The sequence below is a fragment of the Sphingomonas sp. PSPC2-2 genome (assembly GCF_049897725.1).
In the GTDB taxonomy this organism is placed as follows: Bacteria; Pseudomonadota; Alphaproteobacteria; order Sphingomonadales; family Sphingomonadaceae; genus Sphingomonas.
The window spans coordinates 145,256-163,208 of the sequence record NZ_JAFCWU010000005.1 but is presented as its reverse complement, the minus strand read 5'-3'; the positions used below and the strand labels follow the sequence as shown (position 1 = coordinate 163,208).

Here is a 17,953-nt window from a genome sequence, read left to right as displayed (position 1 = left end):
TCAGGGCTATAACTGGGCCACGCGAAGCGGGGACCGTGGAGCACCTTTCAGCCCGCGCGCGCCGGTGGAGATCAGGGCCTTCGCCTTTCCGGCCGGCATGCCCTTCCCAAACAGATAGCCTTGGCCAAAATCGCATCCCCATTCCGACAGATGCGCCCACTGGCTCATCTCCTCAATGCCCTCGGCGGTGATCGCCAGATCAAGGCTTTTCCCGAGCGTAATCATGGCGCGCACGATTCCCTCGTTTTTGCTGCCTCGGTCGAGCCCGCGCAGGAAGGACCGATCGATCTTGATCTTGTCCAACTTGAATTCGCGCAGATGGTTCAAACTGGCATAACCGGTCCCGAAATCGTCAAGCGCGATGCGGATGCCGTGCTTCTGGAGGCGGCTCAATACCTTCTTGGTCGCACCAAAGTCCGTGATAAGGGCATTTTCGGTGATTTCCACTTCGATCCGCTGCGGTGCGATGCCGTAGCGATCCAGGATGGCAATCAGTCGCGACGCAATCTGCGGATCGCGCAACTGACTCGGCGCCAAGTTAATGGAAAAGGTCAGCGTGTCGGGCCATTCCCGAATTTCCCGGCAAACCCGTTCCAACAAACGATAGGTAAGGTCGGTCAGCACGCCGATTTCATCCGCCACCGGAATGAACGCATCGGGCATAACCACTCCACAATCGGGATGGATCCAACGCGCCAACACCTCGAAACCAACCAGCCCGCCTCCATCTATAGCCACAAGAGGCTGATAGTAAGGGACAATTTCTCCGGCGACAACCGCACGCCGGACGTCGATGTGCATCGCGGCCCGTGCCTGGACATTGTCTTCGATCGACGGATCGAAAAAACGATAGCGTCCTTGGCCACCGGTCTTGGCTTGATACATTGCCAGATCGGCAGCTCGCAGCAGCGCGGCCGGGCTTGTCCCATCGTGCGGAAAGAGCGCGATGCCGATCGCCGCGCCCACCTCGACCACGGCATCTTCCAGTTGAATCGGGCGGGAAATGATGACGCTGAGCAATTGGGCAACGCGCGCGGCATGGCTGCGATCGTTCGAAGAGGGGAACACTACCGCAAATTCGTCTCCGCCAAGCCGGGCGACCGTTCCCAGTTCATCGCGGTGGGCAATGAAACGTTGCGCGAGCTCGCTCAGCACGAGGTCGCCGGCATCATGCCCATAGATATCGTTCACTGGTTTGAAGCGGTCCAGATCGATCATCATTACGGCTGCGGGATGCTCTGCGTTCGCAGTGATGCGCCCAAGAACTTCCGTAAAGAAGCGCCGATTGGGCAGACCGGTCAACGAGTCGTGCCGCGCCAATCGCTCGGCGCGGGCTTGGGCCTCCAGGGTCCGCTCATGCTCCGCCTCGATCAGCCGAGCCTGGGCGCGGAACACATCCAGCGCCCGCACCATCGCGCCGATCTCGTCACGCCGCTCGCCGCCAACCAGCACGACGTCGGTTTTGCCCGACGCCAGTGCCGTCAGCGACTTGGTAATGTCGACCAACGGTCGCACCACCCGGCGGTGAATAAAGATTTGAACCAGGAAGCGGGCCAGGAAACCAACGGCCGAAAACGACAGTACAAACACCGCGACGAAGTGCGCCACCCCGGTCGCCATTTGCCCGGATCGATCGGCATTGGCACGAAACTGGCCGGCCAAAAAATCCGCCTGCCGGTCAAAATCGAGGTATTTCTTCTGTAGCTCCCCGCGGAAAAGGGCAAGCGCGTCAGCGGCATGCCCATCCCCGTCCATAGCGATCATTCGCTGCTGCGCCTTTTGATATGAGTCCCAATCCTTCTCCATGGCATCGACCATCGGCCTGAGTGGACCGGGCGGCGTCAGGGCGCATAAGCGCGCCAGCTCGACGGTTAGCGCGCCGGTGCGCTTCGCCAACAGCGCGCGCGCAGCCTGCCCGTCCTCAAGCAGCAACGAAGCCTGCGCCACGCGATTTTCGGAAATCAGATCAGCGACTTCCATCACCGCTGAAACACGGCGGATGTCCTCGAGGTTCTGCTCCATCGCCACGCTGGTCTGGTGCATCCCGCCAACGACCAGCGCCGCCACCGCAAAAAACAGCGCGGCACCGAGCACCTGCAGCCGTGCAATCCTGGTTCCGATATTGGTCATGCTCATATCCCGCGCGGTGACACGGCGCGCGAAGGCGACGCAGCCATCCGCAAGGTTCCGGGCCAGATCCCTAGCCTTCATCATAGAGGATTTTTGCGGGAGAGGCCGTCGTTCGGTGCCCGTGCGACCATCATCTCTTGGGATGGTTGCCGCTCCCGCAAACGCGCATTGGCGATTCCCGCTACATTCGCGGCGTGTCGCATTCAGCGACCGCAGGGACGCCCACCCCGCCCTTTTCCCGCCGCCTGGTCCGTGCCGCTGCGAAGAGCCACGTGCCCAATTTGCACAGGACGACGCCAAGTTCCGCACCAATATCCTATAATGATCTGGAAACGAATAATTGCCCCTGTCCACGCTCACTCCAGGAGAGCCCCATGCGCTTTCTCGACAATATGAAAATTGCCCCCAAGATCATTTCCCTCCTTCTTTTTCTCGGCGCGATCACCGGAACGATCGCGTACCTCGGCATATCCTCGCTATTGCGCGCCGATGCAGCCTATTCCGATGTTATCGCAAATGATTTGCCTGTCCCGACATTGCTCGCCCGCGTGGTTCGCCGCGCGAACGAGATGGATCTGTTCGCCTACCAGGCTATGGCCTACGACGCGTCGACGGAGATGGCGCAGACAGCACCTGCTCGACAGGACGCATCCTACAAGTCCGCGCTTGATCTACTCAAGCAGGCCAATGAAAAACTTCCTAGATACTCAGCGGAGTTTGCGCAATTCGGACAGCGCATAACCGCGCTGCATGCCTTGACCGACAAGGCGGCCAAGCTGGGCGCGCTGAATCGCAACGATGAAGCCAAGGCGGTACTTGCCCAGGTCGATGCAATGCTCGAACCGTTGTCGAAGGACACCGTGGCCTTCAACGATCGTATCATCGCCGAAGGGCAAAAGCTCTCCGACCAATTAAGCGCTGACGCGGCATCCACCAGCATGACGCTCACGATCGTGAGCATCCTTGGTATCGCCATCGGCATCGGCCTTAGCATCGTCGTCGCCCGCAAGGGCATCACCGGGCCGCTGCACAAGCTGCAAGGCACCATGAGCAAGCTCGCCGATGGCGACAATTCGGTCGACGTCCCTTGCGCCGTCCGCAAGGATGAAGTTGGCGACATGGCCAAGGTCGTCCTTGTTTTCCGCGACAACGCAGTCAAGCTTGAAGAAGCGCAGGCCGCCAAGGCAAAGGACGACGCGACACAGCATATGGTCGTTGCGACCGTCGGTGAAAATCTCGGCGCGCTGGCCGCTGGCGACCTGACCGCGACGATCAACGCCGATTTCCCCGGCAACTATGCCGAACTCAAGACCAACTTCAACGCCGCCACCGCAGCGTTGCGCGGCTTGATCGGCGGGGTCGTGGAAAGCACCTCGGCCATCGGCACCGGCTCGACCGAAATCGCGCAGGCGTCGGAAGATCTCGCACGCCGGACCGAAGGCAATGCCGCCAGCCTGGAGGAAACCTCCGCCGCGATCACCCAGATCGATGGTCGCCTGAAGGCGAGCGCAGATGCGGCCGGGCGCACCGTTGCCCGTGCCGACGGCGCGATCGCCACCGTCTCGGGCGGTCGTGAAATCGCCGATGAAGCGGTACAGGCGATGGGCCGCGTGTCCGAAAGCGCCAAGGGCATCGACAGCGTGATCGAAGGCCTCGACAAGATCGCGTTCCAGACGCGCGTTCTGGCGATGAACGCGGCCGTGGAAGCGGGCCGTGCAGGCGACGCCGGTCGCGGCTTCGCGGTCGTCGCCGATCTCGTCTCGGCGCTGGCAATGCGCGCCGAAGAGGAAGCCAAGCGCGCCCGCGACCAGTTGACCGTCACGCAGAGCGAAATTCTGTCCGCGGTTGGCGCGGTGCAGAAGGTCGATGGCGCGCTGGTCAACATCGCCGGTGACGTTGGCGAAGTGCACAAGCTGCTCGGCGACATGGCCGCCGACAACCAGGCCCAGGCCGCCGCGATCTCGCAGATCAGCGTTGCCGTCGGCAGCATGGACCGTGCGACGCAGCAGAACGCCGCGATGGTCGAACAGACCTCGGCTGCCGCCCGCAACCTGACCACCGAGGTCAGCTCGCTGTCGCAGCAGACTGCACGCTTCGACATTGGCGGCAATGCCGCCGCTCGCCCGGTGGCCCGGCCCGCTGCAAAGCCCCGCGCCGCTGCGCCGGCCAAGAAGGAAAAGGCCCCCGCCTATACGTCGCCGGTGAAGGCGCTTGAATCGGTCAATGGGGAGGATTGGGCCAGCTTCTGAGCCCATCCAACCCAAACAAAAGGGGCACCGCAGGTTCTCTGCGGTGCCCCTTTTTGTGTCCGAGCGACGGGAGCGGCGGGAAAGTCAGTTCACCAGCGAAGGTGCGCGCAGCCCTTCCATGATCGTGCGGTTCAAATCGATCAGTGTCTCGATCTTTTCCCGGCCCATCATCACCTCGGTGGTGAAGCGGTCGACGAACAGCGCCAGCGAAATGATCTGCGCGCGCAATGTCTCGGGCAGCGCATTGCCTGGGGCGGCGCAATCGCTGGCAAAGGTACACCACATCTCGCGGTTGCGGTGCAGCGGCTGGATCAGCGCTCCGCCCGACAGGCGCGCAGCCTGCGCATCCATCAATTCGCCGGTAATCTGGCTCAGCAGGCGGGCCTCGGCCGCGCGCGGGGTTTCGGCGCGGCTCCGGGCACTTTGATAAGCATGCAGTGACATGAAATCTCCTCTTACGGTTCTGTTATCATTCTAGGCGGTCGGAGGCCGTCATCTTGGGAGGATTGCAGATTTAGTATCGTTCCCGCGCCCAAGCGCCCGCGTTCATCCTATAATCAAAGGGTCACCCACCTTTCATTGCGGACGCGTTATCCATCATGCTGAACGGTATCGGCTTCATAGTGATCCTCGGCTGCGTGTTCGGGAGCTTCCTGCTCTCGGGCGGCAAGCTGGCGGTCGTGCTGGAAGCGCTGCCGCACGAGCTGATGGCGATCATGGGCGCAGCGATCGGGTCCTTCATCGTCGCCAATTCGCTTGGCACGATCAAGAAGGCGATGGGCGGCTTGCTGCGCGCGTTCAAGGGCGAGCGCTGGAAGTCGAGCGACTATCGCGATCTTCTGACCATGATGTTCGGCTTGCTCACCACCTTCAAAAAGGGTGGCGCGACCGGGATCGAACCGCATCTCGACACGCCGTCGGAGAGCAAGCTGTTCTCGCCCTATCCGCGGCTGCTCAAGGACCATCACCTGATCGAATTCATCTGCGACTATCTGCGGATGATGACGGTCAATTTCGAAGACCCTAACCAGCTTGAATCGGCAATGGATGCCGATATCGACAAGCACCACCACGAGGAACTGGCACCGCAGCACGCGCTGCAGATCATGACCGACGGCTTGCCCGCAATCGGCATCGTCGCCGCCGTGCTCGGCGTCATCAAGACAATGGGCTCGATCGACCAGCCGGTCGAAGTGCTCGGCGCGATGATCGGCGGCGCGCTGGTCGGCACCTTCCTCGGCGTGTTGCTGTCCTACTGCATCGTCGGCCCGCTCGCATCGAAACTGCTCGAAGTGATCGAAGCCGATTCCAAACCCTTCCTGGTCGCGAAATCCGCGATCGTTGCCTACGCGCAGCACGTGCCCGTTCAGGTCGCGGTGGAAATTGCCCGACGCATGGCGCCCTCGGCCCATGCCCCAACCTTCCAGCAGCTCGAAGCCGCACTCGACGAGGCGAAAAATGAACTCAATGCCACCCCCGCTTGACCCCGAGACCGCATCGTCGGTGATCCACCTGCCATCGCATGCGACGACGGTGACCGCCGAGGATCTGCTCGCTCGGCTCATCAACGCCGCCGACGACGGCGCAACGACCATCGACGCGTCCGCGAGCGAGAGCATTGGCCAGGCCGCGCTGCAAGTGTTGCTCGCCGCGCGCATCGAAGCGCGCGACGCCGGACATGAATTTCACATCATCGACCCCAGCCCCGCCTTCGTCGAACGAATGGAGAAGTGCGGTCTTGCCGACGCGATCGGCCTCATCAAAACCATCGGAGACCAGGCGTGAGCAAGTTGATCCTGACCGTCGATGATTCTGCCAGCATGCGTATGCTGCTGAAGGCATCGTTGACCGCACAAGGCTATCGTATCGAAAGTGCCAATGACGGCGAGCATGGGCTTGAGCGCATGCGCGAAGTCCAGCCCGACTTGCTCATCACCGACATCAACATGCCGAAGATGGATGGGTTCGAGCTGATGGAGGCGGTGCGCGCAGAGCCCGCCTTCCGCGGCACACCGATCCTCGTGCTGTCCACCGAATTCTCCGACGAGAAGAAGATGCGCGCCCGCGAGGCTGGCGCGACGGGGTGGATCACCAAGCCGTTCGACCCGGCAAAACTGGGAGCCGCCATTCGGCGGGTATGCTCATGAGCGACGAAATGGACGAAATCCAGGGCATCTTCTTTGAAGAATGCGCTGAAGGGCTGGCCGTCGCCGAGCAGGGCCTGTCGGCCATGCGCGCGGGCGACCTGTCGTCGGAAACCATTGCCGGCGTGTTCCGCGCGGTGCATTCGATCAAGGGCGGCGCCGGCGCGTTCGGTCACGCTGCCCTGACCGCCTTTGCCCATCGTTTTGAAAACGTGATGGACGAGGTACGTGCCGGTCGCATTCCCGCGACGCCCGGTGTGACCGATGTCATGCTGTCGGCCTTCGACATTCTGACCGACCACGTCGCCGCCGCCCGCGGCACCGCACCCTTGCCCCAGGATTCTGCCGTCCTGGCCGCGCTGGAGAACGTGTTGGAGACAAAAGGCGTCGGCGTCGGCGGCGGTGCTACCGCCGCACCCGCACCCGCGCCCGCCACGCCCGACGCGCCCCAGCCGGAGGCCGAGGAAAGCGACGAGGACGAATTCGGGTTCCGCCCGGTTGGTGTCGCGCTCGACATCTTCGATGCGACGGAAGAGCCGGTCGAGCCCGACTGGATCATCGATTTCGCACCGTCGCACGCCGCCTTGGCCAATGGCGGCGAGCCGCTGCTGCTGGTGCGGGAAGTCGAAGCGCTTGGGGGCTCCATTGTTAGTGTCGACCTGTCGGCGCTGCCACCGCTGCGCGAGATGGAACCCGAGCAGAGCTATCTGCGGTGGACGATCCGCGTCCCGGCAAGCATTGAAGAAGCCGCGCTGACCGACTGCTTCGATTTCGTCGCCCCGGATTCGCTCGTGAGCATTGCGCGCGCAGAGTCGGTTGTTCCGGCAACCTCTGCCGCGGCCACCGATCCCCTCGACCAGACCTCGGACGACATTGCCGATGCGGAGCCCGAACTGTCGGCACCGGTGCTCACTTTGGTATCGACGACAGCACCGTCGCCAAGCGCGCCAACGCTCGAGCGCGCTTCCGAACCCGCCGCGCAGACCATCCGTGTCGACCTGATCAAACTCGACTTGCTGCTCAATCTGGTCGGCGAACTGGTCATCCGCAACTCGATCCTCGCGGATCGCTTGACCCCGGCCGACCAGCAGCGCGTCGAACTTCCGGAACTGGCGCGCCTGACGCGCCAGATCCAGGACAACGTGATGTCGCTGCGCGCGCAGCCGATCCGTCAGGCATTCAGCCGCGTGCCGCGCATGCTGCGCGATCTCTCGGCCGAAACCGGGAAGCAGGTCATCCTGGAGACCACGGGCGAGACGACCGAAGTGGACAAGGGCGTGATCGAGAAGATCGGCGACCCGCTGACCCACATGATCCGCAACGCGATCGACCACGGCATCGAACCGCCCGCCGACCGCATCGCCAAAGGTAAGGAAGCCCAAGGCACGATCCGGCTATCGGCCGAACAGAAGGGCGCGCGCATCTTCGTGCGCGTGGCCGATGATGGCCGCGGCATCGATCGCGTCCGGGTCCGCGCCAAGGCGATCGAAAAGGGCATCATCCAGGCGGATGCGCAACTGACCGACGAAGAGATCGATCAGCTGATCTGCGCGCCCGGCTTCTCGACCGCCGAGACGATCTCGAACATCTCGGGCCGCGGCGTGGGCATGGACGTGGTCCGCTCGAACGTCGAGGCACTGGGCGGTCGGGTCGAGATCGCCTCGACCCCCGGCGAAGGCACGACCTTCACGATGATCCTGCCGCTCACGCTGGCGATCCTCGACGGGATGATCGTGCGCCTCGGCGGGCAACGCTACGTCCTGCCGCTGGCGAACGTGATCGAAACCGTCCAGCCGGCCCCCGGCCAAGTCAAGCGCACCAGCCCGACCAACGAAGTGATCGACATGCGGGGCCAGTATCTGCCGGTCAAGCGTGCGACCGACATCTTCGATCTGCCCGGCAGCAACCGCAGCCTGGAAGATTCGCTGGTGGTGATCGTCGAAAGCGAAAGCGCCGGCCATGTCGGCCTGATCGTCGACACGATCGATGACCGTCGCGAGGTCGTGATCAAGAGCCTCGACCAGAACCTCTACCCGATCCGCGGGCTGGGTGGCGCGACCATCCTGGGTGACGGATCGATCGCCCTTATTCTCGATATCGAGGCACTGGTCGCCTCGAACAGTTTCAACCGCTTCACTCCAAAAGGAATCGCAGCATGAGCTCCCTCGACCATCGCACCGCGAACAAGCAGGCCGACCGTAAGATCGTGACCTTCTCGCTGGGCCATCAAACCTTCGGGATCGACATGCACTCGCTGATCGAAATTCGCGAGTGGGAAGAGCCGACTCCGCTGCCGACCGTCCCGTCGTTCATCAAAGGTGTCACCAACCTGCGCGGCAACGTCGTTCCCGTCATCGGCCTGGCCGAGCGCCTTGGCTGGGAACCCAGCAAGATCCATGCGCGGAGCTGCGTGCTGGTGGTCTCGATCGGCGAAAAACAGGCCGGCTTCCTGGTCGACGAGGTCAGCGACATCGTCTCGATCGGCGACCAGGAAATTCAGCCGGCACCCGATGTCGAAATCGGCGAACCGAGCGTCATCCTGGGCCTGGTCCGGGTCGAATCGCGGACGATGGAAGCGCGCGGCGACGACACCGGGCAGATGATCCTGCTGCTTGATCTCGATGGCCTGTCGCTGACCCGCCATCTGGAACTCGTAGCGTGACCGCGGCCGGGGGCGCCCCCGCCGCGCCCGCCGGCGGCACCACCATGACGAACGCAGAACTGACCTCGTCGGATTTCGCAGCGATCGCAGCGATCATGCAGAGCGACGCGCGTATCTCGCTTAGCGCGGGCAAGATGACGCTGGTCCAGTCTCGACTGGCCAAGCGGCTTCGGCAACACGGCTTGGCGCATTTTCGCGATTATGTCGCGATGGTGCAGTCGGACGAGACGGAACGCGCGTCGATGGTGGTCGCGCTGACCACCAATCACACGCATTTCTTTCGCGAGGTCCATCACTTCGACCATTTCCGCAAAGTCGTTCTGCCTGAACTGAAGCAACGGGCTGCCAAGGGGCACCCGATCCGCATCTGGTCGGCAGGATGTTCGAGCGGGGAGGAAGTGTACAGCATCACGATGTGCTTGCTCGGCCCCGATCGGGCGTCGGCAAGCTGGCTGCGGCACGCCGATGTTCGGCTGCTCGCAACCGATCTGTCGCCGCCCGTGGTCGAAGCCACCCGGCGCGCCGTCTATGACGCGGCGACCGTCCGCCCTATTCCCGCCGAGTATCGCTCGACGTGGATGCGCCAGGACGGCGAGGATTACGTCATGGTCGACGAAGCGCGTGCGCTCGTCACGGCCAAGGTGCTGAACCTGTTCGAACCGTGGCCGCTGCGCCAACTCTACGACGTGATCTTCTGCCGCAACGTGATGATCTATTTCGACGAGGAAGCGAAGGCCGAGTTGGAAGAGCGCTTCGTCGATCAGCTTGCGCCAGCGGGACACCTCTACATCGGCCACTCGGAACGTCTCATCGGGGTCTCGGCGACCCGGATGCGATCGAGCGGCCAGACCATTTATGCCAAAATCGAGGGCCAAACATGACCCGCCGTGTCCGAACCCTGATTGTCGACGACAGCGCCACGATGCGCGCGACGCTCAAAATGATGCTGTCTGCCGACCCCGAAATCGAAGTCGTCGGCATGGCTCCCGAGCCGTTTGCCGCACGCGAAATGATCAAGTCGCTCAATCCCGATGTCCTGACGCTCGACGTCGAGATGCCGGGTATGGATGGCCTGTCCTTCCTGGAACGGGTCATGCGCCTGCGGCCCATGCCGGTGGTGATGTGTTCGACGCTGACGGCGCATGGTGCCGAGGTCACGATCGAGGCGCTGCGCCTGGGCGCGGTCGATTATATCGCCAAGCCCACCGGCACGCCCGAGGACATTGCACGCGATGCGACCCTGTTGTGCGAGAAGGTCAAGGCGGCCGCCCGCGCTTCGGTGCGGCCGGGGCCGACGCCGAACCTCCCGCCTGCCAAGGGCGGTGGCGTCGGCAAGGGTTCGATCATCGCGATCGGTTCTTCCACCGGCGGCGTCGAGGCGCTGTTCTCGGTGCTGAAGGCGATGCCCAAGGACAGCCCGCCGATCCTGGTCGTCCAGCACATGCCAGCAGCGTTCACCCGCAACTTCGCGGCACGCCTCGATGGCGAATGTGCCGTAAGGGTGGTGGAAGCGACCAATGGCAGCCCGGTCGAGCAGGGAACCGTCTATATTGCTCCTGGGGGGAAAGCACATATGGAACTCGCGACCAACGGCGACCGCCGGATCAAACTGCGCGAAACCGACCCGATCAGCGGCCATCGTCCTTCGGTCGACGCTCTGTTCCGCTCGTTCTGTCCGGTCGCGTCCGGATCGGTCGGAGTGATCCTGACCGGCATGGGATCGGACGGGGCGCAAGGCCTGCTCGAAATGCGACGCGCCGGTGCGCGCACGCTGGGGCAGAACCGGCAAACCTGCGTGGTCTACGGTATGCCGCGCGCGGCGATGGAAATCGGCGCGGTAATGGAAGAAATCAGCCTGTCCGCCATGCCCGAGGCGATCCTTGCGGCATGCCGGGCCAAGCCCCTGGGAATTGTCTGATGCCTGCCGCTGCACAGATCAAGGTTATGGTGGTCGACGACCAGACGAGCATGCGCGCCATGATCCGGCGCACGCTCCAGGATCTCGGCTTCAAGGATGTGCGCGACAAGGGCAGCGCAACCGAGGCGTTGAGCGCGGTCCGCAGCGACCGGGTTCATCTCATCATTTCCGATTACAACATGCCCGAAATGGACGGACTCCAGTTTCTCGAGCAAGTCCGGGCCGACCCGGTGATCGGGAAGACCGTCTTTATCATGCTGACCGGTTCTTCTGACCGCGATCTTGTACAAAAGGCGGCAGCCCTCGGCGTCAACAACTATGTCGTAAAGCCGTTTGCGCCGGCTGCCCTCAAGGAAAAGATTGAGCGCGTCTTCGGCGCGTTGACCTGACGCCATGCGGAGGATCAACATCATCCAGGGCGAGCATTGCGTCGTATCCGAACCGGATACGATGGTGACGACCCTTCTCGGCAGCTGCATCGCAGTCTGCCTGAACGACAGCGTCTCTCGGATCGGGGGCATGAATCATTTCCTGCTCGGCGAACCGGGAGCCGATGTCAAACCGCGGCCCGACGAGATGCAGCGCTATGGCGTCCATGCCATGGAATTGCTGATCAACGGAATGATGGCCAAGGGCGCGTCCCGGGCGCGGCTGAAAGGCCATATCTATGGCGGTGCCAACATCATTGCCGGGCTGGGCTCGATCGGGTCGCAAAATGCGGAGTTCGCGCGTCGCTTCCTTGAAACCGAAGGAATCGAGATCGGGCACGTCGACATTGGCGGGCGCTCCGCCCGCAAGGTCGAGTTCATTCCCTATCAGGGGTTGAGCCGCAGCAAAAACGTTTCGGATGCGGTCCCCCTCGTCCGCGCGCCCGTCCCTGTCATTGCCCCGCCCAGCGATGGCGAACTGGAGTTGTTTTGATGGCCTATCTTCCCTCGATCACAACCCAGGACGGAACCCCTGTCACAGCCTTCGACCCGTTTTCGGGCCTGTTGCACGGCGTGATGGCGGCCGAGCTGCGCGAAATCCGCGAACAGTTGGAAGGGTTGGCCGAAGTGCTCGTCGCGGACGAACACTTCGTGACCAGCTTTCTGGAACAGCTCCAAAGCTTCGATTACCTGATCCAACATGCCGATGAATGCGCCAATCTGATGGACCGCATCGCGGCTGGCGAAAATTCGGTGGAGGCGATCAAGCATGTTCGCCTTGGCGCGGTGCAGGAACGTCTGCGTATCGCGCTGATCGGAACCTGACATGGCTGGCAAAGCGGCCAATGATCGCCCGATCATCATCAAACGGGTCAAGAAGATCGCTGGCGGCCATCATGGCGGGGCGTGGAAAGTGGCTTATGCCGATTTCGTGACCGCGATGATGGCGTTCTTCATGCTGCTGTGGCTGCTGTCGAGCCCCGACAAAGCGAAGCTGAAGGGCCTGGCCGAATATTTCACGCCGTCCCCGCCCAGCAGCGCCAGCGGCACAGGCCCGCAAGGCGGCGCACCAGGATCGGGGGCGGGCAGCCGCTCCAAAGGCAGGACTTCGACCGAAATTGCGGCAGCCGGCCCGGCGCGCGGCGGCACCGCCAATGTGCCCGATGCGTCGCAACGCGTTGTCGCCGCCGAATTGCAGATCGCGATCGACAGCGTGCCGCAAGCCAATGACGGCCAGAAGAACGTCACTCTGGCAGTGGCTCGCGACGGCCTTCGCATCACGCTGATGGACAATGACCGACAGTCCATGTTTCGCGCCGGCACGGCGGAGCTCAACCCGTATGCGCGCGTAGTGCTTGGCAAGCTTGCCGAAAAACTGTCCCGCTCTTCGGCACAACTGGCGATCGAAGGGCATACGGACGGCACCGGCGGCCAAAGCGACGCAAACTGGCAATTGTCCGGCGCGCGCGCGCTCGCCGCGCGCTCGGCGTTGATCGCGGCGGGCATGACGCCCGATCGCTTCGCCGAGATCGTTGCGCTGGGTGCGAGCCAGCCGGTCTATCCCGAACAGCCCGATCGTGCGGAAAACCGGCGCATTACGGTTGTCGTGATGGGTCAGCAATCTGCGCTGCCCAGCGACGCCAGCTTCAAATTCTGAGGAGATCCGGTTCGTGAAACGCGCGCTCTCCCTGCTGTTGCTGCTCATCCTTGGCGTCGCGATCGGCGGCGGTGCGGGCTATGGTGCAGTTCTGCTGTTCGCCAAACCGGGCGGCAGCGAACCCAAGGCCGCTGCGACACCGGCAGCAGAACCGCCGCGCAGCTTTGTGTCCAGCGCCAAGATCCTCGCTCCGCTGGTGTTTTCGGACGGTCGCCTCGCTGGTTACGTGAATTTCGACGTGTCGCTCGAAGTCGCGAGCGACAAGGCCGATATGGTGACGTCGAAGCTGCCGCTGATGCTCCACGCGATCAACATGCGCACCTGGCGAACCCCGCTCGCGACCGGGCCCGACGGCCTGTTGGCCAATATCGGCGGATTCCGCGACGTGGTGCGTGCCGCATCGACCGAGGCATTCGGTGAGGGCACGGTCAAGCGCATCGCAATAACACGCGCCGAGCCCGCCTGACGGGTCGATCATCCTATAAAAAGAGGGGATACTCTTTTTTTCATGAGAGACGATCATGACCTCTGTTGAACCTCACCCACCGGTCGATCCCTCAATCGCCTCACCGGAGGGACTGCGCCAACGCGCGCAGCGAACCGTTACGACGCTCATTGCGGCGAAGCTTGAGCTAGGCCCGGGCAAGGAAGCGCTGTGCCGATTGCGCAACGTGTCGACGACCGGCATGTTGGTGGAGACAGGTCAACCGCTCACCCGCGACGATGCCGTCGTCATCGAACTCCGCTCGGGCGAGCGCCTGTCGGCAACCGTGGTATGGACCGACGAAGGGCGTGTCGGCATCCAGCTCGACCATGAAATCGATGTAGCGAGCACCTTGCGACCGCAGGTGGTAAAGGCAAAGGGCCATATCCCCGCGATCGGCCGGGCCCCGCGCTTCGCCGTCGCTGCGCCAGGCCGTTTGAGCAGCCTCGGTCGGTCATGCCCGGTCACGGTCGAAAATCTCTCGCAGAGCGGCGCGCGGTTGACGCTGTCCACCGACATCCCGCTTGACGCGCCCGCCACGCTGACGATCCCTGGACTTTCCCCGCGCGCGTGCTCGGTGCGCTGGCGCAACGAGCTTCATGTCGGGGTCGCCTTCATCGAATTGATTTCTTTTGCCGAGCTGTCGGCGTGGCTCGCAGGCGCAAGCCGCAATAATTAAACCGACGCCCCCAAAGCCCCCCGCCTTTGCTGGAGGGGGGCGGTCGGGTTCACGTCGTGCCGAAGCTCTTGACCAGCGACCCCGCGACCAGCGCCCACCCATCGACCAGCACGAAGAAGATGATCTTCATCGGCATGGCGATGGTCGGCGGGGGCAGCATCATCATGCCCATCGCCATCAATACCGCGGCCACGGCCAGATCGATGACGAGGAACGGCAGGAGCAACAAGAAGCCGATCTCGAACGAGCGGCGCAGTTCGGAAATCATGAAGGCCGGGGTCAACGTCGTCAGCGCGACGTCTTTGCGCGCCGTCGGCTTCGCATGCGCCATGTCGATAAACAGCTTCAGATCGTCATCGCGCACCTGTTTCAGCATGAATTGCCGGAACGGCTCGGCGGTCGCCGCAAAGGCTTGCTCCTCGGCGATTTTGCCTGCGGTATAGGGCTTGATTCCCTGGTCCCACGCCTTTTCGAAGGTCGGGGCCATGACGAAGAAGGACAGGAACATCGCGAGACTGATGATCACCGGATTCGGCGGCACGCCCTGGGCACCGATGCCGGTGCGCAACAGCGACAGCGCGACGACGATGCGGGTGAAGCTGGTAACGGTCATCAGGATGCCGGGCGCGAGGCTCAACACCGTCAGCATCAGCACCAATTGGATCGCCCGGCCCGATACCGACCCGCCAGCGCCAGCACCGGGCAAGCCCAATGCGGATTGGGCCAATGCGGACTGCGCGTGCGCGGCGACCGGGATCAGCAGCGCAGCTGCGGCGAGCGCAAACAGGGCCGACTTACGCAACGACGTTCGCCCGATGATGCTGCTCGGTCAGATGGTCCAGCAATGCCGACACCGAACGACGCGGCGTGGACGAGGCGGAAGCGACAGCGGAGACAGGCAAAGACTGTTCGCGCGAGGGCGAAAGCGACGCCTGAATCAAGGCCGCTTTGTCGCGGCGCGACTGGAGATGGTCGAGCAGCAGCGTCAGGGCAGTGCGCAACTCGGTTTCGGGTTCCGGCGCGGTCTCGTCGCTGACGATAGCATCCTTGCTGTTTCCAGGCGTCGGTTCCGACGCCTGGCCTTCGCGCTCACGCGCCGCCATTTCAGGGACTACCGTCTGCGCGATTGCCTCCCCAGCCATCGCGGTGCCGACCGCAGCCGCTCCGTCAGAGGGGATAGACGGCAGGATACCGCTTTCGACCACCATCTGCCCATCCGGGCCGATCAGGATCAGATGTTCACAGCCATCGCGCCGCACCAGGGCGAGCGAGCGTTTCCCGTCGAGCGTGACCCGCTCGACCACTTCCAAGCGCCGCCCGCGACCGAGCGTAACGCGCCCCGGCAAGGCGATATTGTAGCGCCGCACCACCCACAGCGCACCGCCGAGCAAGCCAAGCACGACCCCGAGCGCCCCCATCGTGCGCAGCAGCGACAGCACATCCATCAGTTGCGGCTCTTGCGCGTGATTTCGGTCACTTCCAGCGACATCTCCTCGCTGTTGACCAGGATCCGGCCCTTGGCGATCAGCTCGCCATTGACGAACACCAAAGTCGGGTCGTCCTGCCCGCAATCGAGCGGGATCATCGCGCCGCGGCTCATTTGCAGGATCTGGCGGATCTGAACCTGGGCCGAGCCCAGAACGATCGACAGCTCGACTTCGATATCTTCGAGGATGGACAATGCACGGCTCCTTCCCCCGAGTTATAGGATTATTTTTCCGCATTGACGGTCTGGCTAGGCAATAATTGCCTATGAAGGAGGGGTGACGGCACGGAGCCGGTGGAGCGACTTCATGGATCTCAAGACATCGTTGGCAGTATCGGCATCGGGTTTGCGCGCGCAGTCGCTGCGGATGCGGGTGATCGCGGAAAATCTCGCCAACCAGGATTCGGTCGCGCGCACCGCCGGTGGCGATCCCTATCGCCGCCGGGTCGTCAGCTTTCAGGCCGAAGTCGATCGGGCAAATGGCGGAACCGCCGTCAAGATTTCCAGCGTCGACGCCGACAAGACCGCCTTCACCAAGGTCTACATGCCGGGCAGCCCGGCCGCGGATGCTCAGGGGTACGTCCTGAAGCCCAACGTCAATCCCCTGCTCGAGGCCGCCGACATGAAGGACGCGCAGCGCTCCTACGAAGCCGACCTCAACGCCATCGAAGCGGCCAAGAACCTGACGATGCGCACCATCGATTTGCTGAAATAAGGAAGAGCGACAATGTCCATCGGATCTCTCGACGCCAGCTCGGCCTATGGCCGTACGCTTGGCCTTGGCAACACGCTCAAGACCGGCTCGACCAAGGAAACCGCGCCCGGCGCATCGGGCGGCTTTGGCGGCATGGTCGAGGCGATGATCTCCGACACCTCGACGCAATTGCGTGCCGCCGAAAGCGCCTCGGCCAAGCAAGTCGCGGGCAAGGGCGACTTGATCGACGTGGTGACCGCGATCGGATCGGCCGAAACCGCGCTCGACACGATGGTCGCGGTGCGCGATCGCGTGGTGAACGCCTATTCCGACATCATGCGCATGCAGATCTGAGGCGCACGCCAATGGATGCGCTCGCCGCGATGGAGCTTGCCCGCGCTTCCTTGATTCTGGTGATGACGATCGTCGGACCGCTGCTGATCACCTCGTTGATCGTCGGCGTCGCGATCGGCCTGTTGCAGGCGCTGACCCAGATCCAGGAAATGACGCTGACGTTCGTTCCCAAGATCATCGCCATGGGCGTGGTGATGCTGCTGTGCCTGCCGATGATCGGCGGTGCGCTGTCCGATTTCATGGCGCGGATCAGCGGCATGATCATCGCTGGCTGAAAGGGTGCTCGCCCCCCTCGCCCCGCCATCGTTCGACCTGTCGCATCTCGATGTGCAGGCGACCGCGTTCCTCATCCTGTTCGCGCGCGTCGGCACGGTGTTGATGCTGCTGCCGGTCTTTTCCGAGGATGCCGTGCCCGGGCGGATCCGCTTGATGATCGCGCTGGGCATGAGCATCGGCCTGTGGGGCGTGCTTGCGCCGTTGATGCGCACGGCGGCCGCGGCGGGCGGGGCGCTGCCGGCGGTGCTGCTGGCAGAACTGATTACCGGGCTCGCAATCGGCGCGCTGGTCAAGATCGTGTTCAGCGCGGTGTCGATGGCGGGATCGATCATCAGCTCGCAAATCGGCCTGTCCTCGGCGCTGCTTTATGATGCCTCACAGGGCGGCCAAGCGGCGTTGCTGTCCAAGTTCGTGACCGTCGCCGCCGCCGTGGTGTGCATGTCGATGCACGTCCACCATTTGTGGATTGGCGCGATCGTCGAATCCTATCGCACCTTCCCGATCGGCGGCATGCCACCAGCGCATGATTTCCTGCGAGCCGCGCTCGACGCGGTGGCGCGCGCGATGACGCTGGGAATCGGCTTGTCGGCCCCGTTGCTGGTCTACGGCATCGTGTTCAACGTCGCGCTTGGCCTCTCGACCCGGATTGCGCCTGCGATCCAGCTCTTCTTCATCGTCCAGCCGCTCAACATCCTGCTCGGCCTGGCGGTGATGGCGATGACGCTGGGCGGACTGCTGACCGGCTTCGCGCAGGCGATGGCCGCCTATATGCAGACAAGCTGGAACTAAAGC

The 17,953-nt window shown here is 63.2% G+C and carries 23 protein-coding genes; 18 read left to right on the top strand and 5 right to left on the bottom strand.

Annotated elements, in window-relative coordinates; translation table 11 throughout:
• Nucleotides 1–6 precede the first annotated feature (6 nt).
• Nucleotides 7–2,130, bottom strand: a complete 2,124-nt coding sequence (locus ACP7BY_RS11095) for a putative bifunctional diguanylate cyclase/phosphodiesterase (RefSeq protein ID WP_426288143.1) — start codon at nucleotides 2,128–2,130, stop codon at nucleotides 7–9.
• Nucleotides 2,131–2,504: 374 nt separating this feature from the next.
• Between ACP7BY_RS11095 and ACP7BY_RS11090 the strand changes: the two genes are divergently transcribed.
• Nucleotides 2,505–4,379: a methyl-accepting chemotaxis protein gene (locus tag ACP7BY_RS11090; RefSeq protein WP_137903191.1), complete on the top strand. Its 1,875-nt coding sequence runs from the start codon at nucleotides 2,505–2,507 to the stop codon at nucleotides 4,377–4,379.
• 84 nt (nucleotides 4,380–4,463) lie between these two features.
• Here ACP7BY_RS11090 and flaF read toward each other — a convergent pair whose 3' ends face one another.
• A complete protein-coding gene (flaF, locus tag ACP7BY_RS11085) occupies nucleotides 4,464–4,823 on the bottom strand; it encodes a flagellar biosynthesis regulator FlaF (RefSeq protein ID WP_033963658.1) in 360 nt (119 codons plus the stop codon).
• 155 nt (nucleotides 4,824–4,978) lie between these two features.
• Between flaF and motA the strand changes: the two genes are divergently transcribed.
• Genes motA through ACP7BY_RS11020 form a run of 13 tightly spaced genes read left to right on the top strand, consistent with a single transcriptional unit; the run spans nucleotide 4,979 to nucleotide 14,351 of the window.
• Nucleotides 4,979–5,863 carry a flagellar motor stator protein MotA gene (gene motA / locus ACP7BY_RS11080; RefSeq protein WP_033963657.1) on the top strand — a complete coding sequence of 295 codons (885 nt, stop codon included), beginning with the start codon at nucleotides 4,979–4,981 and terminating at the stop codon, nucleotides 5,861–5,863.
• Nucleotides 5,790–6,164: an STAS domain-containing protein gene (locus ACP7BY_RS11075; RefSeq protein ID WP_405052977.1), complete on the top strand. Its 375-nt coding sequence runs from the start codon at nucleotides 5,790–5,792 to the stop codon at nucleotides 6,162–6,164. Before motA ends, ACP7BY_RS11075 begins: the two co-directional genes overlap by 74 nt.
• Nucleotides 6,161–6,526, top strand: a complete 366-nt coding sequence (locus tag ACP7BY_RS11070; RefSeq protein WP_033963654.1) for a response regulator — start codon at nucleotides 6,161–6,163, stop codon at nucleotides 6,524–6,526. Before ACP7BY_RS11075 ends, ACP7BY_RS11070 begins: the two co-directional genes overlap by 4 nt.
• On the top strand, nucleotides 6,523–8,682 hold the full coding sequence (locus ACP7BY_RS11065; RefSeq protein ID WP_126848254.1) for a chemotaxis protein CheA: 2,160 nt from the start codon (nucleotides 6,523–6,525) through the stop codon (nucleotides 8,680–8,682). The genes ACP7BY_RS11070 and ACP7BY_RS11065 overlap by 4 nt, the downstream gene beginning before the upstream one ends.
• The gene (locus ACP7BY_RS11060; RefSeq protein WP_010404666.1) at nucleotides 8,679–9,185 is read left to right on the top strand and encodes a chemotaxis protein CheW; all 507 of its coding nucleotides are present in this window, start codon (nucleotides 8,679–8,681) and stop codon (nucleotides 9,183–9,185) included. Before ACP7BY_RS11065 ends, ACP7BY_RS11060 begins: the two co-directional genes overlap by 4 nt.
• 44 nt (nucleotides 9,186–9,229) lie before the next feature.
• A complete protein-coding gene (locus tag ACP7BY_RS11055; RefSeq protein WP_231564907.1) occupies nucleotides 9,230–10,066 on the top strand; it encodes a CheR family methyltransferase in 837 nt (278 codons plus the stop codon).
• Complete coding sequence (locus ACP7BY_RS11050; RefSeq protein ID WP_033963652.1) at nucleotides 10,063–11,103, top strand: protein-glutamate methylesterase/protein-glutamine glutaminase; 1,041 nt, start codon at nucleotides 10,063–10,065, stop codon at nucleotides 11,101–11,103. Before ACP7BY_RS11055 ends, ACP7BY_RS11050 begins: the two co-directional genes overlap by 4 nt.
• Nucleotides 11,103–11,492, top strand: coding sequence for a response regulator (locus tag ACP7BY_RS11045; protein WP_010404669.1), 390 nt, complete (start codon nucleotides 11,103–11,105; stop codon nucleotides 11,490–11,492). Before ACP7BY_RS11050 ends, ACP7BY_RS11045 begins: the two co-directional genes overlap by 1 nt.
• A gap of 4 nt (nucleotides 11,493–11,496) precedes the next feature.
• A complete protein-coding gene (locus ACP7BY_RS11040; RefSeq protein ID WP_126848248.1) occupies nucleotides 11,497–12,024 on the top strand; it encodes a chemotaxis protein CheD in 528 nt (175 codons plus the stop codon).
• Complete coding sequence (locus tag ACP7BY_RS11035; protein ID WP_033963647.1) at nucleotides 12,024–12,356, top strand: hypothetical protein; 333 nt, start codon at nucleotides 12,024–12,026, stop codon at nucleotides 12,354–12,356. The genes ACP7BY_RS11040 and ACP7BY_RS11035 overlap by 1 nt, the downstream gene beginning before the upstream one ends.
• A 1-nt stretch (nucleotide 12,357) precedes the next feature.
• Nucleotides 12,358–13,188 (top strand): flagellar motor protein MotB, encoded by an 831-nt coding sequence (locus tag ACP7BY_RS11030; protein WP_033963646.1) that lies wholly within the window; start codon nucleotides 12,358–12,360, stop codon nucleotides 13,186–13,188.
• A 13-nt stretch (nucleotides 13,189–13,201) separates the two neighbouring features.
• Nucleotides 13,202–13,654 carry a hypothetical protein gene (locus ACP7BY_RS11025; RefSeq protein ID WP_033963644.1) on the top strand — a complete coding sequence of 151 codons (453 nt, stop codon included), beginning with the start codon at nucleotides 13,202–13,204 and terminating at the stop codon, nucleotides 13,652–13,654.
• 55 nt (nucleotides 13,655–13,709) lie between these two features.
• Entirely contained in the window at nucleotides 13,710–14,351 is a 642-nt protein-coding gene (locus tag ACP7BY_RS11020; RefSeq protein WP_033963642.1) for a PilZ domain-containing protein, read from the top strand.
• A gap of 49 nt (nucleotides 14,352–14,400) precedes the next feature.
• Here the strand turns inward: ACP7BY_RS11020 and fliP are convergent, their stop codons facing one another.
• From fliP to ACP7BY_RS11005, 3 genes are read right to left on the bottom strand one after another with little or no spacing between them, the layout of a single operon-like run.
• A complete protein-coding gene (gene fliP, locus ACP7BY_RS11015; RefSeq protein ID WP_033963639.1) occupies nucleotides 14,401–15,153 on the bottom strand; it encodes a flagellar type III secretion system pore protein FliP in 753 nt (250 codons plus the stop codon).
• Nucleotides 15,146–15,796, bottom strand: coding sequence for a flagellar biosynthetic protein FliO (locus tag ACP7BY_RS11010; protein WP_081988599.1), 651 nt, complete (start codon nucleotides 15,794–15,796; stop codon nucleotides 15,146–15,148). The genes fliP and ACP7BY_RS11010 overlap by 8 nt, the downstream gene beginning before the upstream one ends.
• Nucleotides 15,796–16,032: a FliM/FliN family flagellar motor switch protein gene (locus ACP7BY_RS11005; RefSeq protein WP_033963637.1), complete on the bottom strand. Its 237-nt coding sequence runs from the start codon at nucleotides 16,030–16,032 to the stop codon at nucleotides 15,796–15,798. The genes ACP7BY_RS11010 and ACP7BY_RS11005 overlap by 1 nt, the downstream gene beginning before the upstream one ends.
• A 112-nt stretch (nucleotides 16,033–16,144) precedes the next feature.
• On the opposite strand from ACP7BY_RS11005, the gene flgC reads away from it, so the two are divergent.
• From flgC to fliR, 4 genes are read left to right on the top strand one after another with little or no spacing between them, the layout of a single operon-like run.
• Nucleotides 16,145–16,552 (top strand): flagellar basal body rod protein FlgC, encoded by a 408-nt coding sequence (gene flgC, locus ACP7BY_RS11000; protein WP_033963734.1) that lies wholly within the window; start codon nucleotides 16,145–16,147, stop codon nucleotides 16,550–16,552.
• A 12-nt stretch (nucleotides 16,553–16,564) separates the two neighbouring features.
• Nucleotides 16,565–16,885, top strand: a complete 321-nt coding sequence (gene fliE, locus ACP7BY_RS10995) for a flagellar hook-basal body complex protein FliE (RefSeq protein WP_033963636.1) — start codon at nucleotides 16,565–16,567, stop codon at nucleotides 16,883–16,885.
• Between the two features lie 11 nt (nucleotides 16,886–16,896).
• Nucleotides 16,897–17,160, top strand: coding sequence for a flagellar biosynthetic protein FliQ (locus tag ACP7BY_RS10990; RefSeq protein ID WP_033963635.1), 264 nt, complete (start codon nucleotides 16,897–16,899; stop codon nucleotides 17,158–17,160).
• A gap of 4 nt (nucleotides 17,161–17,164) precedes the next feature.
• The gene (gene fliR, locus ACP7BY_RS10985) at nucleotides 17,165–17,950 is read left to right on the top strand and encodes a flagellar biosynthetic protein FliR (RefSeq protein WP_081988598.1); all 786 of its coding nucleotides are present in this window, start codon (nucleotides 17,165–17,167) and stop codon (nucleotides 17,948–17,950) included.
• The last annotated feature ends 3 nt before the right edge of the window (nucleotides 17,951–17,953 follow it).

Bases quoted from the DNA above. Each gene is read 5' to 3' on its own strand.
- ACP7BY_RS11095 (WP_426288143.1), bottom strand. From the start codon at position 2,130: ATGACCAATATCGGAACCAGGATTGCACGGCTGCAGGTGCTCGGTGCC.
- ACP7BY_RS11090 (WP_137903191.1), top strand. From the start codon at position 2,505: ATGCGCTTTCTCGACAATATGAAAATTGCCCCCAAGATCATTTCCCTC.
- flaF (WP_033963658.1), bottom strand. From the start codon at position 4,823: ATGTCACTGCATGCTTATCAAAGTGCCCGGAGCCGCGCCGAAACCCCG.
- motA (WP_033963657.1), top strand. From the start codon at position 4,979: ATGCTGAACGGTATCGGCTTCATAGTGATCCTCGGCTGCGTGTTCGGG.
- ACP7BY_RS11075 (WP_405052977.1), top strand. From the start codon at position 5,790: ATGCCCCAACCTTCCAGCAGCTCGAAGCCGCACTCGACGAGGCGAAAA.
- ACP7BY_RS11065 (WP_126848254.1), top strand. From the start codon at position 6,523: ATGAGCGACGAAATGGACGAAATCCAGGGCATCTTCTTTGAAGAATGC.
- ACP7BY_RS11060 (WP_010404666.1), top strand. From the start codon at position 8,679: ATGAGCTCCCTCGACCATCGCACCGCGAACAAGCAGGCCGACCGTAAG.
- ACP7BY_RS11055 (WP_231564907.1), top strand. From the start codon at position 9,230: ATGACGAACGCAGAACTGACCTCGTCGGATTTCGCAGCGATCGCAGCG.
- ACP7BY_RS11050 (WP_033963652.1), top strand. From the start codon at position 10,063: ATGACCCGCCGTGTCCGAACCCTGATTGTCGACGACAGCGCCACGATG.
- ACP7BY_RS11045 (WP_010404669.1), top strand. From the start codon at position 11,103: ATGCCTGCCGCTGCACAGATCAAGGTTATGGTGGTCGACGACCAGACG.
- ACP7BY_RS11040 (WP_126848248.1), top strand. From the start codon at position 11,497: ATGCGGAGGATCAACATCATCCAGGGCGAGCATTGCGTCGTATCCGAA.
- ACP7BY_RS11035 (WP_033963647.1), top strand. From the start codon at position 12,024: ATGGCCTATCTTCCCTCGATCACAACCCAGGACGGAACCCCTGTCACA.
- ACP7BY_RS11030 (WP_033963646.1), top strand. From the start codon at position 12,358: ATGGCTGGCAAAGCGGCCAATGATCGCCCGATCATCATCAAACGGGTC.
- ACP7BY_RS11020 (WP_033963642.1), top strand. From the start codon at position 13,710: ATGACCTCTGTTGAACCTCACCCACCGGTCGATCCCTCAATCGCCTCA.
- ACP7BY_RS11010 (WP_081988599.1), bottom strand. From the start codon at position 15,796: ATGGATGTGCTGTCGCTGCTGCGCACGATGGGGGCGCTCGGGGTCGTG.
- flgC (WP_033963734.1), top strand. From the start codon at position 16,145: ATGGATCTCAAGACATCGTTGGCAGTATCGGCATCGGGTTTGCGCGCG.
- fliE (WP_033963636.1), top strand. From the start codon at position 16,565: ATGTCCATCGGATCTCTCGACGCCAGCTCGGCCTATGGCCGTACGCTT.
- ACP7BY_RS10990 (WP_033963635.1), top strand. From the start codon at position 16,897: ATGGATGCGCTCGCCGCGATGGAGCTTGCCCGCGCTTCCTTGATTCTG.